General features: G+C 35.0%; 16 protein-coding genes and 1 pseudogene. 4 read left to right on the top strand and 13 right to left on the bottom strand.

Going from position 1 to position 13,878, the window contains the following annotated elements; genetic code table 11:
- Positions 1–124: 124 nt before the first annotated feature.
- Positions 125–703: a YdcF family protein gene (locus tag ACFVQC_RS12835; protein ID WP_377898444.1), complete on the bottom strand. Its 579-nt coding sequence runs from the start codon at positions 701–703 to the stop codon at positions 125–127.
- Between the two features lie 160 nt (positions 704–863).
- On the opposite strand from ACFVQC_RS12835, the gene ACFVQC_RS12830 reads away from it, so the two are divergent.
- Positions 864–1,529 (top strand): DUF421 domain-containing protein, encoded by a 666-nt coding sequence (locus ACFVQC_RS12830; RefSeq protein WP_377898443.1) that lies wholly within the window; start codon positions 864–866, stop codon positions 1,527–1,529.
- A 37-nt stretch (positions 1,530–1,566) separates the two neighbouring features.
- Here the strand turns inward: ACFVQC_RS12830 and ACFVQC_RS12825 are convergent, their stop codons facing one another.
- Together ACFVQC_RS12825 and ACFVQC_RS12820 are read right to left on the bottom strand one after the other, a co-directional pair.
- Positions 1,567–2,922, bottom strand: a complete 1,356-nt coding sequence (locus tag ACFVQC_RS12825) for an MATE family efflux transporter (protein ID WP_033718198.1) — start codon at positions 2,920–2,922, stop codon at positions 1,567–1,569.
- Between the two features lie 89 nt (positions 2,923–3,011).
- A complete protein-coding gene (locus ACFVQC_RS12820; RefSeq protein WP_264540480.1) occupies positions 3,012–3,842 on the bottom strand; it encodes a MerR family transcriptional regulator in 831 nt (276 codons plus the stop codon).
- 269 nt (positions 3,843–4,111) lie between these two features.
- On the opposite strand from ACFVQC_RS12820, the gene ACFVQC_RS12815 reads away from it, so the two are divergent.
- On the top strand, positions 4,112–5,275 hold the full coding sequence (locus ACFVQC_RS12815) for a cation:proton antiporter (RefSeq protein WP_377891408.1): 1,164 nt from the start codon (positions 4,112–4,114) through the stop codon (positions 5,273–5,275).
- Between the two features lie 63 nt (positions 5,276–5,338).
- Here the strand turns inward: ACFVQC_RS12815 and ACFVQC_RS12810 are convergent.
- From ACFVQC_RS12810 to ACFVQC_RS12775, 8 genes and pseudogenes are all read right to left on the bottom strand, one after another.
- Positions 5,339–5,617 (bottom strand): annotated as a pseudogene (locus tag ACFVQC_RS12810) (DUF3986 family protein).
- Positions 5,618–5,678: 61 nt separating this feature from the next.
- The gene (locus ACFVQC_RS12805) at positions 5,679–7,028 is read right to left on the bottom strand and encodes an aspartate aminotransferase family protein (protein WP_377898442.1); all 1,350 of its coding nucleotides are present in this window, start codon (positions 7,026–7,028) and stop codon (positions 5,679–5,681) included.
- 348 nt (positions 7,029–7,376) lie between these two features.
- The gene (locus tag ACFVQC_RS12800; RefSeq protein ID WP_377891412.1) at positions 7,377–8,927 is read right to left on the bottom strand and encodes a solute symporter family protein; all 1,551 of its coding nucleotides are present in this window, start codon (positions 8,925–8,927) and stop codon (positions 7,377–7,379) included.
- Positions 8,928–8,929: 2 nt separating this feature from the next.
- Positions 8,930–9,271, bottom strand: coding sequence for a DUF485 domain-containing protein (locus tag ACFVQC_RS12795; protein WP_377891414.1), 342 nt, complete (start codon positions 9,269–9,271; stop codon positions 8,930–8,932).
- A 349-nt stretch (positions 9,272–9,620) separates the two neighbouring features.
- Positions 9,621–10,250, bottom strand: coding sequence for a sterol desaturase family protein (locus ACFVQC_RS12790; protein WP_377898441.1), 630 nt, complete (start codon positions 10,248–10,250; stop codon positions 9,621–9,623).
- An 83-nt stretch (positions 10,251–10,333) separates the two neighbouring features.
- Positions 10,334–10,627, bottom strand: a complete 294-nt coding sequence (locus tag ACFVQC_RS12785) for a hypothetical protein (RefSeq protein ID WP_002149211.1) — start codon at positions 10,625–10,627, stop codon at positions 10,334–10,336.
- A gap of 19 nt (positions 10,628–10,646) precedes the next feature.
- Positions 10,647–11,279: a LysE family transporter gene (locus ACFVQC_RS12780; protein WP_002030886.1), complete on the bottom strand. Its 633-nt coding sequence runs from the start codon at positions 11,277–11,279 to the stop codon at positions 10,647–10,649.
- 139 nt (positions 11,280–11,418) lie between these two features.
- Entirely contained in the window at positions 11,419–12,147 is a 729-nt protein-coding gene (locus ACFVQC_RS12775; protein ID WP_377898440.1) for a YqcI/YcgG family protein, read from the bottom strand.
- Between the two features lie 260 nt (positions 12,148–12,407).
- Here ACFVQC_RS12775 and cspB point away from each other — a divergent pair, with 260 nt between their 5' ends.
- Positions 12,408–12,605 (top strand): cold shock-like protein CspB, encoded by a 198-nt coding sequence (gene cspB, locus ACFVQC_RS12770; protein ID WP_002011904.1) that lies wholly within the window; start codon positions 12,408–12,410, stop codon positions 12,603–12,605.
- Between the two features lie 119 nt (positions 12,606–12,724).
- Positions 12,725–12,973 (top strand): DUF2564 family protein, encoded by a 249-nt coding sequence (locus tag ACFVQC_RS12765; RefSeq protein WP_002011905.1) that lies wholly within the window; start codon positions 12,725–12,727, stop codon positions 12,971–12,973.
- A 33-nt stretch (positions 12,974–13,006) separates the two neighbouring features.
- Here the strand turns inward: ACFVQC_RS12765 and ACFVQC_RS12760 are convergent, their stop codons facing one another.
- Together ACFVQC_RS12760 and ACFVQC_RS12755 are read right to left on the bottom strand one after the other, a co-directional pair.
- The gene (locus ACFVQC_RS12760; protein WP_080019173.1) at positions 13,007–13,183 is read right to left on the bottom strand and encodes a zinc-finger domain-containing protein; all 177 of its coding nucleotides are present in this window, start codon (positions 13,181–13,183) and stop codon (positions 13,007–13,009) included.
- A gap of 12 nt (positions 13,184–13,195) precedes the next feature.
- Positions 13,196–13,855: a ribonuclease H family protein gene (locus ACFVQC_RS12755; protein ID WP_377898439.1), complete on the bottom strand. Its 660-nt coding sequence runs from the start codon at positions 13,853–13,855 to the stop codon at positions 13,196–13,198.
- Positions 13,856–13,878 lie beyond the last annotated feature (23 nt).

Below are 13,878 nucleotides of genomic sequence, written 5' to 3'. Positions count from 1 at the left end.
GTTACCTTCATTATGTCAGGAAACCACTTTAGAAACTATCGCTTTACCTTTCATAAACATGACATATTTGTAAGATTTCCCTCAAAATAAATCCCGCCTGGAATTTCAGGCGGGATCACTTTCACTATATTCGATTCATAAACCAATATTGCGTAATCGCTAAATATTCTCGAACGTTCGATTGAATAATAATTGGCTTCGGTGTTTTCGCCGGAAGACCTTCTAATGTCAATCCTTGTTTTTCTGCAATCTTTTTTGCTCGGAACATATGAAAATCGTTCGTTACAATCATCCCTTTTTTCATATGTTCAGGGATAAGAGGTTTTGAAAATTTAATATTTTCATCTGTGCTCGTCGAACGATTTTCCATTATAATGCGGTCTTCTGCAATATTTTGTTTCATTAACCCTTGTTTCATCGCTAATGCTTCTGTAATATCTTCACCTTTTCCTTGGCCTCCAGATACGATAGCAATTGTTTTATCATGTGATTTTAAATACTCAGCTGCTTTATCAATACGATATTGCAATGAATAAGATGGTTTCGTTCCATTTACTTTCGATCCTAGTACAATTATATAATCCGCATCGTCAATTGCATTCATATGCCCATGCTTATAGATGTTATATTGTAAAAACCCCGCATACACGGCGAATATCATTATAACAACTAAAATGTACTTAATTATTTTCTTCTTTCTCATATCCATATACTCCTATTCCCTTTACTTCCTTCATCATAATATCCATTTATTTGTTTGTATACAGCCAAATTCCAATTCACCCTAATTTATCCTATAAAAGGTAATATTTATATTACTTTTGGGAATAGTAAGTACAACTTCACACGAAGGAGTGTCCCTCTTGCTTCTCTTTTTATTTAATGTATCGTTCTTTTTTATCTTATTTTTACTATCACTTAAGCTACTTGGTAAATCTGCATTAGCACAACTAACCCCTCATGATTTTGGGGCTATTATTTTTTTATCTTATTTAGCCTTTCAAGCGATACCAGTCGCCGGTGCTTTACAAGCATTTTTCGGCATGGTTACCATTACATGCTTACATCTACTTCTTACAAAACTAAGCTTATTCAATAAATTAAATCGTTTCATTCTCGGACACCCCATTATTTTAATTAAACATGGTGATATTATTTTTGAGAACTTACAAAAAAGTAGATATCCGATCCCTGAATTGCTTTCTAATCTTCGCGTCGCCGGATATCCAAGTGTTCATGAAATTGAATACGCTATTTTAGAAGCAAATGGAGCCATTAGCATTTTACCAAAGCGAGAACTTGTACCATTGACTCCAAAAGATATGAATATAGATGTTAAGTATGCTGGATTACCAATCACCCTTATTGTCGATTCACAAATTCAATACGATAACTTAAAGTTGATCCATAAAGACGAAAAGTGGTTATATAAAGAGTTAAAAGAAAAAGGCATCACAAACATTAAAAATGTGGCTTTCGCTTCTGTGCAGGAGACAGATGGATCTTTTGCGATTAGTTTAAAAGAATAAGAAAATCCCCTTAACTTGTTCAAGGGGATTTTCTTCACTATATTGCTTCTTTCTCTCTCGCCATGTTTAACGGAACAGGATGTTTCATACGATTCATCGTAAATACGATAATTGCTGTCAATACTTCAGCTACTGGCATAACGAGCCAAATTCCGTTTATCCCAAATAACTTTGGCATAATCCATAACAATGGAATAATAAATAGTAACCCTCGGCTCATTATAATAAGTACGGATTTCTTTGTTTGTCGCACTGATTGGAAGTACTCTCCATACACAATGTTATAGCCTAAAAATACATATTGAATAAAGAATAAACTAATACCTGTTAACGTTAACTCCAATAGTTCTGGCGATTGGACATCAAATAGACCAATGATATATTTCCCGAAGAATAATCCGACAATTATCGCAACGCCCCCGAGTACAACCGCAATTTTTACAGCAAACTGCAATCCTTCACGCAATCTTTCTGATAAATTTGCACCGTAATGGAAACTAGCAATTGGTTGTAATGCTGCACCAACACCGAAGAATAATAGTAATGTCATTGCATGAATACTATTCACCATCGCATAAGAAGCTACACCTAGTTCTCCTGCATATTGAACGAACGCAATGTTAAAACCGATCGTTACAATTGCAACTGTACTTTCTGCTGTAAAACTTGGGAAACCGATCACCATAATTTGTTTAACCGTATCCCATTCAAAATGGAATTTCGTCCACTTTAAAACACTACTTTTTCTAAAGAAGTGAGTTAATAATACAAGGAAACCAATTGCCGCCGAAAGAATAGTTGCTGAGGCAGCACCTGTTACGCCCCATCCAAAGATAAAAATAAAGATATAGTCAAACACTATGTTCAATACAGCCGTTACGACAAGGCCTGCCATTGCTAAATTAGGATTTCCATCGTTACGTATAAATGTACTTAAAATATTTTCTAAAACGTATATCATTCCAAATGTTAATAACACTTGTAAATAGTCTAACGCATATGGCAAAATCACTTCATTTGCACCGAATAGATATGCTAAATCTTCTATTCTCCATAAGCAAATAGCCGCTAAAATGCCTACGATAATAACTGCCACTGTCATAGATTGAGTAAAGATAGACCTTGCTCTTTCCAGTTTGTTTTCCCCTAATGCAATGGAATATAACGTTGCTCCGCCCATTCCAATCCATAATGAAATAGAAAAGAAAATTGAAAACGCTGGAATAGCTACGTTCACTCCAGCCAAACCGTTTGCGCCAACTCCTCTACTAATCATGACTGCATCAATCACAATATTAACCGACATTAATACCATCCCAAGAACAGCTGGTATTAAATAAGTAATAAATAAGCTTTTAATAGGTGTTCCTCTTAATTTCTCTGTTGTTTCCATCATATAAATGCTCCTTTTTCAATGCTCTGTTCACAGTTTAAACCTTAAAGTTACTTGAAGGTCAATAGAGAATCGAAAAATATATAAGCCTATTTTTTAACAACAGGTATTTGAATTTCCGTTACTTGCTCCTTCGGATTTTCCGTTACAGACCAATCAATTAACGCAATCTCAATTGCATCTCCGCATACTTCGTATCCTTCCTTATCAATGTGTTTTAATAATTTCGTATACGTTTCATCCGTTTCTTCATATGATCCATGGTGATAAGAACAAGCAAATATCCCTTCTTTTATTTCATCTGAAGTATGCACTTGAAAAGGCATATAATCCAATAAAATAAACACACTATTATACGCTTGAAACTCATTTTGAATTAATGCTTTTTTTGAAACTGTTACACCGATATCTCCTGAAAATAAACTATTATCAATTTGCTTCATATTTTTTTGCAGTGAATGGATATAATATTCAAACATATCATCCGTTGTATTAGGTGCAACTGCAATCGCTGTTATTTTTCGCTTCGGTATCTTTTTAAAAATAATTTGGTTCGCTTCTGATTTCGTCGCTTTCTTCATTAAATGGATTTTATGTTGCATTTTTGCCAAAGCATACTCGATTTCTCTTTGCTTTTTCAGCATCATTTCTTGTTGTTTTTCAAGTAAATTCAGCGCATATGATGGATTTCGTTCATCAATATATTTCTTTATTTCCTTTAACGGAATATTTAACTGGCGTAAAAATTTAATTGTGTCTAATAGTGAAAACTGATCAATTGTGTAATAGCGATACTTCGTTTGCGGGTCCACAATGGACGGATGAAAAATTCCTTTTTCATCATAATAGCGTAATGTAGATTCCGCTATATTATGCATTTTTGCCATTTCTCCAATTGTAAAGCGTTTATTTAATAACATATTCCCTTCTCCAATTCGTTAAAAATGTAACCTTATTTCTTCTTATTATATAGTGATTCCCTTCATCCCTAAATCGAATCCTATCATGAAAATCTGCTATTTTTTCATTGATTTTTTATAAATTTTATTATATATTGATTACAGGTTCAAATTACGAGTTCAAAAGAACTTGTAATAAGACCCTTTGTTTAATGGGTTTTTACATATTTTCATTAGGCAAATTCCGAGAAATCGTATGATAAAACTAAAAATGATGAGGAGAGGATCAGATGGAATTCGAATTTTTCTTTCAAATTGCACTAATTCTATTAAGTACAAAGCTTGCTGGCGACCTTAGCGTTAGATTAGGGCAACCTTCTGTACTCGGTAAATTAATTGTCGGTATCGTTATCGGTCCAGCTATATTAGGTTGGATTGAAAATTCAGAGCTTCTAACACAATTAAGTAATGTCGGGGTTATTCTTTTAATGTTTATGGCTGGACTTGAAACAGACTTAGAAGAATTAAATGCAAATCGTAATTCTTCTTTAGCAGTTGCACTCGGAGGTATCGTTCTTCCATTCGTAGGTGGTTACGTTGCCGGTCTTGTTATGGGAATGGAACAAGGGAACGCTGTCTTTTTAGGATTACTTCTATGTGCGACAAGTGTTAGTATTTCCGTACAAACACTTCGTGATTTAGGTAAGATGAAAACACGTGAAAGTACGACGATGCTTGGAGCAGCTGTATTTGATGACATTCTTGTTGTTATTTTATTAGCCTTTGCAATGAGCTTCTTAGGTACAGATGACGTTAACTTAACAATGGTTATCTTGAAAAAAGTAGTATTCTTTGCTTCTATTATTTTAATCGGATGGAAAGGTGTTCCAGCAATTATGCGTTGGTTATCACCACTACGCGTATCTGAGTCTATCGTGAGCGCAGCTCTTATTATCTGTTTCTCATTCGCATATTTCGGCGAATTATTAGGAATTGCTGGTATTATCGGTGCTTTCGCAGCTGGTATCGCAATTTCTCAAACGAACTACAAACATGAAGTAGAAAAGAAAGTAGAACCGATTGCTTACGCTATGTTCGTTCCAGTATTCTTCGTTAGTATCGGTATGAATATTACATTTGATGGTATTGGTAATCAAATTTGGTTCATCTTAGCGTTAACAGTTATCGCTGTATTAACGAAACTAATCGGTTGTGGATTTGGTGCACGAATGACTGGATTTGATGCAAAGTCTTCTGCAATTATCGGTGCTGGTATGGTTTCTCGTGGTGAGGTTGCACTTATCATCGCAGGAACAGGACTTTCTTCTGGCCTATTAGCACAAGATTACTTTACAGCAATCGTTATTGTCGTTATTTTAACTACGATGATTACACCACCAATGTTAAAATACACTTTTGGTGCAAAAGATAAAGCAATGAAAGCAAGTAAATAAGTTTACTATAATAAAAGGAGATTACTATTTTATAAAATAGTAATCTCCTTTTTCATTTTCTCTTTAAACAATCTCATTCGTCTTTAACCATTTTTCAAAAATAGTCCGTGCTTCTTCATCATCGATATCATCACTAAATGAATATACTTTAATGCCATAATCATCTATATATTCACCTAGCTTCATTTTCTCCACCTTTTTATAAAAATTGTCTACCTCATAGTGTGGAATATAAGTATCCCAAACTGGTTTTTTTATTCTTTTGTAAGCTGTTATTTCTAAATCATATCAGTCTTCATAATATCCGATATGATAATGTTTATTAGGATCATATTTCTCCATTAAAAGCTCCTCCTAGTAAACAAAAGCGAGCCTATATTACAGCTCGCTCCTCTCCTATTTATTAAATACGTTCCATCGCTGTCTTCAACGTTCCAACAACAAAGGCAATTTCTTCACTTGAAATAACAAGCGGCGGCGCTAATGTTAAAACGTTATTATACCCCGCTGTTGTCATACCGTTACGCCCAATAATAAGCCCTTTTTCTTTACAAGCATTTACAACACTTGCAATTTTGTCGTTATCAATTGGTTCTTTCGTCGCTTTATCATTTACTAGTTCGATTCCAACTAATAGCCCTTTCCCTCGAATATTTCCAACAAGTGGATGTTCTCCGATTTCATCTTTTAATTGCTCTAGTAAAAGGGAACCCATTTGTGCGGATCGCTCGATTAAATTTTCATTTTCCATAATCTCTAAGTTTTTAAGCGCTAATGCACAAGCCGCTGGATTTCCACCAAATGTATTAATATGACGGAAGAATTCATATTCTCCTGTTCCTTTAAATGCCTGATAAATTTCTTTTTTTACAGCTGTTGCTGATAATGGTAAGTATGCGCTCGTAATACCTTTTGCCATCGTAACGATATCAGGCTTAACGTCATAGTTCATAAACCCAAATGCTTTTCCTGTACGCCCGAAACCACAAATGACTTCATCACTTATAAGTAGTGCTCCGTGTTTTTGACATGTTTCGTGAATTGCTTTCATATAGTCTTGTGGCGGCATTAAAATACCTCCGCCTGTAATAATTGGCTCCATAATAAATGCGGCTATCGTTTCACTTAATTCCCATGTCATAACGCGATCTACTTCTTTTACGCATTCTACATCATAAATATTTTGCGATTCCATTTCTGGCATGCGGTAACAATCTGGAGGCGTTACGTGTAAAAAACCTGAAGCAAATGGCTCATATTGATATCTACGTTGTGCTTGGCCAGTTGCCGCCATCGTTGCCATTGTATTTCCGTGATAACCACGATAACGTGACATAAATTTGTAACGATGTGGTTCACCTTTTTGAGCATAATATTGTCTTGCTATTTTAAAAGCTGTTTCATTCGCTTCTGATCCACTATTAGAGAAGAATATAACATACTCTCCACCAAGCCACTCGTTTAACTTTTCAGCGAGCTTAATTGCTGGTTCATGTGATTGTGACATCGGAAAGTACGATAACGTTTGTAATTGCTTATAAGCTACCTCTGCGAGCTCTTTTCTTCCATATCCGCTATTTACACACCAAAGACCACTCATACCGTCTAAATATCTTTTTCCTTGTATATCTTCAACCCAGCACCCTTCTGCTTTTGCCCCTACCATTGTACTACTCGGGCTAAAAGGACGCATTCCGTGCCAAACATATTGCTCATCTTTTGCTAATAATTCATCGGTTTGTTTTGTCTTCATCATTTCTTCCACCTTCCATAACAACTTATTTTTCACAAAGCTGCGCTGGTGCCATGATGAGTTAAATTTCTCCCTGCCTATTTTCATTCCACAAATACAAGACAAATCCTACCAAAAATAAAGTAATATTTATCCCGCTATTTGCGAGCAGTAAAACTCCCACCCAAAAATTCAGCTGGAGCAAAGAAGTTAGGTGGGAGATTAACTGCCCATAAACGCCCGATTGGTGAGGGCTAATAATCAGTGTGGGGGGACGAACAATCCCCCACACTGATTAAAGTTTCACTTTATAAGAAAATGTCAAAAGAAAGAGGAGCTTTTCTTTTAATTCGAAAAGCTCCTCTTTTTTTAATGTGAAGAAGTATCACTAATACCATGACCAGTATTAGATTTCACAAGAATTTCATCAAACTTCGCTGCATCTTCTTTCTTACTAGAGAAAACAGTTCCTAAATATGCTGCAAGGAATCCAAGCGGAATAGAAACAATTCCAGGTGTCGTATATGGGAATATCGCCTCTCCAACAAATATAGCTTTCCCTGCCACAGGATTCCAAACGTTTGGACTTAATGCAACAAGAACAATTGCTGATACAAGACCAACGATCATACCACAAATTGCACCCGTTGTATTAAAACGCTTCCAATATATTGTAAATAATATAACTGGTAAATTTGCACTCGCTGCAACGGCAAATGCTAGTGATACTAAAAATGCTACGTTTAATGTTTGAGCAAATAAAGCAAGTATAATAGATACTATCGCTACTCCAATAGACGCATAACGAGCCATTGAAACTTGTTCTTTTTCCGTTGATTTTCCTTTTCGAATAATCTCGTTATAAAAATCATGAGCAAATGCGGAAGCCGCTGTTAATACAAGACCTGCTACTACAGCTAAAATTGTTGCAAAAGCAATCGCCGATACGAATGCGAATAAGAAATCACCACCTAACGCTTTAGCTAACAAAGGTGCAGCCATATTACCGGCTGGATTTGCTTGAATAATTGCCTCATTCCCTACAAACGCCGCCGCACCAAATCCTAAGAAAATCGTCATAATATAAAATGCACCAATTAACCACGTAGCGTACACAACTGATTGACGTGCAGTTTTTGCATCACGTACTGTGAAAAAACGGACAAGAATATGCGGTAATCCTGCCGTACCAAGAACTAGTCCTAAATTTAAAGAAAGTGTATCAAGACCATCTTTATACTTTACTCCTGGATTTAAAAACGATTCCTTCAATGGAGTAGCTGTTTTCATTTGAGCGAACATTTCTGTCACACTAAAATCAAATTTTGCGAAAACAATAACAGAAATAATAAATGTACCTGCCATAAGTAGTACAGCCTTCACAATTTGTACCCAACTCGTAGCAGTCATACCTCCAAAAATAACGTACACGGTCATAAGTGTACCAACAATTAATACGGATGTCGTATATTCAATTCCTAATAATAATTTAATAAGTGCACCCGCCCCAACTAATTGTGCAATCATATAAAAAATCGAAATCGTCATCGTATTAAGTGCTGCAATACCGCGAACTTTTTTTGCATCAAAACGCGCCGCAATCATGTCCGCTAACGTATACTTCCCTAAATTTCTAAGCGGTTCTGCAACTAGGTATAATACAACTAAGTAAGCAACTAAGAAACCTATACTATAAAAGAATCCATCAAACCCTGTTAATGCTATCGCTCCGGCTATACCAAGAAATGACGCAGCAGACATGTAATCCCCGGCAATAGCCAGACCATTTTGCCAACCAGTTAATCCCCCTCCAGCCGTATAAAATTCACTCGCATTTTTCGTTTTTTTCGATGCGAAATAAGTTATAACAAGTGTACCAAGGACGATAATTAAAAATAGCGCAAAAGCGGTTGTATTCAAAGTCAGCCCCTCCCTTGTTGCATATCTTGCAGAATTTTTTGCGAGATTTCATCAAAGGATTCTGCTTTTTTGCTATAAATCATACATAATGCCCATGTCATTATAAATTGCGCAAAAGCAAATACCCACGCCCATGTAACATCACCAAATACCGGTGTATTAAGCACCTTTGAATACGATGTTAAAATAGGTAATGTAATAAAAAAACTAAAAAAGAAAATACTCATCGGAATGATAAACTTCTTTTTCGTATTTAATAACAATTGAAACTCTTCAGACTGAACAACTTCTGTATAATTCACCTCATTTTGTAACTTACGTGCTGACGTATCATCTCGTTTCATTCTCTGGTCCCCTCTCTTAACTTAAAATACAATTCAACCTTGCATACCTAAAGACTAAATTTTATAAATATTCAGAAATTTATTTTCATTTTAGACAATCCGTACATTCCTGCAAAGATTTTTCGATAGACATTTTTCGTCATTTTCTCCTAAATTTTCAATATACTTTTTCAACATAAAATTTGATTGATTCGATTAAACTTTTATTCCCGTTAAAACAGAATAAGGTGAAACTTTAATCAGTGGGGGTTTTACGGGCAGCCCGACTCCCACCTAACTTCCTCGTATTCGCCGAATTTTGAAGTGGGGGTCTTACTGCTCGCAAATAGCGGGATAAAAAAAGTAGCGCTTATCGCACTACTTCTGTCTTTGTCTCTTTTTCTAAATTACGAGCTGTTTCACTTAATTCAACGTCTTTTCCATCTTTAAGCGTTCCAAATATAAAATCGAATACTGGATTTGAAACTCCGAACCAAAACTTTTCACTTTTATAATGATGTAATATGTGCTGTTTTTTTAGCCATCTTCCAAACTTAGTGAAGGGACGAATCGGTTTATGTGCAATATAATGTTTCCATTCATAAACGAGGAGCATGATAATCATTCCGATTCCGAATGAAAGTGTAACAGTAACGCTTTTTGTAATACCATATGATATAAGTAAATATATAGTAAAGCTAGGTATACTAAACCATACAGGCAAAAATAAAAGTTTTAAATCATCTGGATATACGTGATGATCATAATGTAATCTTCTTAACATTTTTAATAAAAATGCGTTTTTAGGCGGCTTTAAATGGAATAAAAAACGGTGCGTCATATATTCGTTAAACGTATAAAAAACAATCCCAAACATACACGCTAACATACCAATCAATGTGAAAAATTGCATTTTTAAAATAATAATAAAAATTAATAGAACACTATACATAATAACAATATCATGTTGTAAAAAGAACTCTTTCCCCACTCTCTTCATCTTTCTTCCCCCTTCTCCCCAAAAACAGCCGCAACATATCGTTACGACCATTTCTTTTCTATTTTATTCTTATTCTATTCACTTTACAAATTTGCCTGCTGTTCTATTGTCGAGAAAAAAGTGTTCGGACCAAATATATTTTGCTTCGGGATAATGTGTTCTACTGCAAACACTGTTACTTCACCCCTTTGTACTTCTCCAATAATGAGCCCAAATACTTCATGATTTACCGCAAACGTTGGTTGTTTCGTTTCCAGTAACCTTGCTGCATTTTTAAATACCGCTTCATATAGTGGATTCCTATCAGTAATTTCTTTTCGGATTTTTGGTGCTAAAGTGATGATAATTTCTTTTCCGTCAATAGTGGTTCGATACATAAAAATCTCCCCTTCAATCTTATATGAACAACTGTAAAGCTTTGTATGCAAAATGGATAGAATATCCTACTAAAATAATACCTGCTCCGGCTGTAATATAGCCAAGTGCTTTTTTCTTTAATAAAGTTCTTCCAAAATGTACAGAAAAAGCAATATTTAAATTCCACAAAATAATACCAACAATAATGCAAAGACTGTACAAAAAAGCTTCTTGTTTCGTTACCTTTGTAAGCAACGAGCTAAGTGTACTTCCATATATACCAAACCAAAAAACGAGATTTAATGGATTGGATATCGCAATTAGAAATCCTGCCATAAACGATTGTTTAAGTCCACCTATCTCTTCTTGTTTATATTCCATATTAGAGTGAGAAATTCCTTGTTTTACACTTTGAAACCCTAAATAAAACAACAAGAAAAAACCAGCGCAATACATAAAAGCTTGTACATATGTATACATAAACACAGAAGATAAACCAAAATAAATAAGCAGCATAAACAAAATATCAGCAGTCATTCCTCCGATTCCAACAATCCACGCATGCCAAAATCCACGTTCAATCCCTCGTTTTAACATTTCAATATTAATCGGACCTACAGGTGCAGCTAATGAAATACCTAATACTATTTGTTGTATAATTGCTCCAAACATCGCTCTATCCTTTCTACTTCTTTTACTATTAAGTAATGATGCAAATATAGAAAATAGACTAGCTTTCATAAAAATTATTCACTAATACAATACCCTTTTTTATCCAAAATATGCAAAAGAGCCATCCAGTTGATGGCTCTTATTTCTCTACTTTATGATGAAAAGGACATTTACCTTTAATCGGCTCAATATCATCTCCTATGAAATATTGTTTCCATTCACGATGATTAGGATCGCCGTAGTGACTAATGTTAGGGTGCGTCGGCAACTGATCCCACTTTTCAACTCGTTCACGAACCATTTGTCTTGAATACGACCCTTTAGGACGATCTCCTTCTAGTCCATCGAAAATAGTTCGTGGCTGGAATCCAATAACGAGAGAATTTCCTAAATGCCTAGTCTTTCGCTGTTTATAAGCTGGCGCATTCCCAAATGCAAATATTGGTTCACCACCAAATGAAAATTCCCATAAATGATGGTCAGGATCTGCTGGAATTTGCTTCGGCCATGTTTGGTTATCATTTTCATGTAAATACTGTAGTACTTTCCAAAAGTAATCACGGGAATATTCCAATGATTTTTCTTCACATTCTGGTTCCACAAAAAGAAAAAAGCCCCTTCTTACAATCGGCCGCTCTTTCATTAGCTCCAAAAAAGTTAACATTGTATTGGGCAAATGACCCCAATCATTATGAGAGAGAAATGAATAACGAAGTTCATTCTTCTTCAATGCTGTTAAACCGAAATAACACGGGAAGGTTGGTTCTAACACAATACTCGAAAAATCATGAAATTCTTTTGCAACCCAATTCGGTATGTCGACTCTATTTTTCATTCCTTCATTATCTAATAAATAAGACTCATCCATTCTTTCACCTCATTATGTACAGCATTCACTTAAGAATATTACATACTCGGCTTGTCCTATACCTTTTTAAAAATTCGAGAAAAAATTAATTTAAAATACTAAATTTTCAAAACGTTCACTTGACTAAATTCTACCAATTCATGTATATTTAAATTAATCATTTGGCAGAATATTCGAGAATATAGCATTTTTTATTTATATTATTTTTTAATGAATTTCACTAAATGAAAAAAGGAATCGTTTTTAGGAGGAATTGTGACATGCAAGGAAAAGTAAAATGGTTTAACAATGAAAAAGGTTTTGGATTTATCGAAATGGAAGGCTCTGAAGATGTATTCGTACATTTCTCTGCTATTCAAAGCGACGGCTACAAAGCTTTAGAGGAAGGTCAAGAAGTATCTTTCGACATTACTGAAGGAAACCGTGGACCTCAAGCTGCTAACGTAGCAAAACTTTAATCCCACATATGACAGGAGGTTACCTTTCTTGGTAACCTCCTTTGTTATTCCTTTGTATATTTCCGTTTTACAGAGCAAAAACTATGTGAAATGCGCAAAATACAAAGGAGGCAATAACAATGGGGTCACATGTAAATGATTTTGAAGAAGTAAAATTCCGTGTAGAAACTGCACAAAAAATGGTAGGTTCTGCAACAATTTCAATGGATCCAGACACATTAGAGCATGCCACTACTGCAGTAGAATCGGCTCGTTCTCAGCTTGAAATCATGAAATCCGTTGCAACGGATTTAGATGAGCCATTTCTAATGAATGAAGAAAAAAAATTAAGTAAATGCGAGCATCAATTACACGAAGCGAAGCACTAAAAAAACATCCAGAGAAAATTCTCTGGATGTTTTTTATGACAATTGCTCCCCATACTTTTTCAACGTCTCTCCAACCGTACATTGCCGTATACAAAAAGAATGGGCATAGTATTTACTATGATTTTTCCGATTATGTTCCTGCAGGAAACATCCTTCACAATACGTCTCTAATAAGTCATTTACCTCTGTAATGAGTTGCTTCTTCTTCACGTGTGCACCTCTCTATTCGGTTATTTCTTTATGACTATCAATTGTCGTCCCTTCTAATGCTTGCGCTGCTAATTGATGTGTCTCTTTATTTTGTTTTCTAGATATCGGTTCACAAACAAGTTTTAATTTCATTTGCTTCGCTTTTTGTTCAATTTTGTCTAAGTAATGATTTAAATGTTCATCATAGCAAGGCCATTCACCAGCTAGTTGTTGCAGTACAACTTGAGAATCTCCACGAAGTGTAACTGCTTCATACTTAATTCCTAATTCCTCGAGTGTATTCATCCCGTATAATAATGCGGCATACTCCGCTTCGTTATTATCATATATGCCTTCTATGTATGCATTGCGACGAATTCGATAATTTGTATTTCCTTTTTTGTAGTATACACATATGCCAACCCCAGCTTCTTTCGTCTGCACATCATAGCCACCATCAAAATAAACTTGAATTTCTTGAAGATCTTCCTCCACTTGCTTACTCAGTTTTTTCATTTCTTTTAATGACCATTCTGCATCCATTTCATCGTAAAATAAAAGTTCTTTCACCCTACCTGTTTTCTCAAAATCCTCCGCAAATTGAAGCACTTCTTCTATGTTCATATAATCTGTTGTTAATTCAGTTTGTAAACCACGCTTCGTTTTATACAACCAATGTATCTTATATTTCATACTAGATTCCCCTTTTATAAGAC

This window comes from Bacillus sp. NPDC057893, assembly GCF_042796455.1.
In the GTDB taxonomy this organism is placed as follows: domain Bacteria; phylum Bacillota; class Bacilli; order Bacillales; family Bacillaceae_G; genus Bacillus_A.
This window is presented reverse-complemented; position numbering and strand designations above follow the sequence as displayed.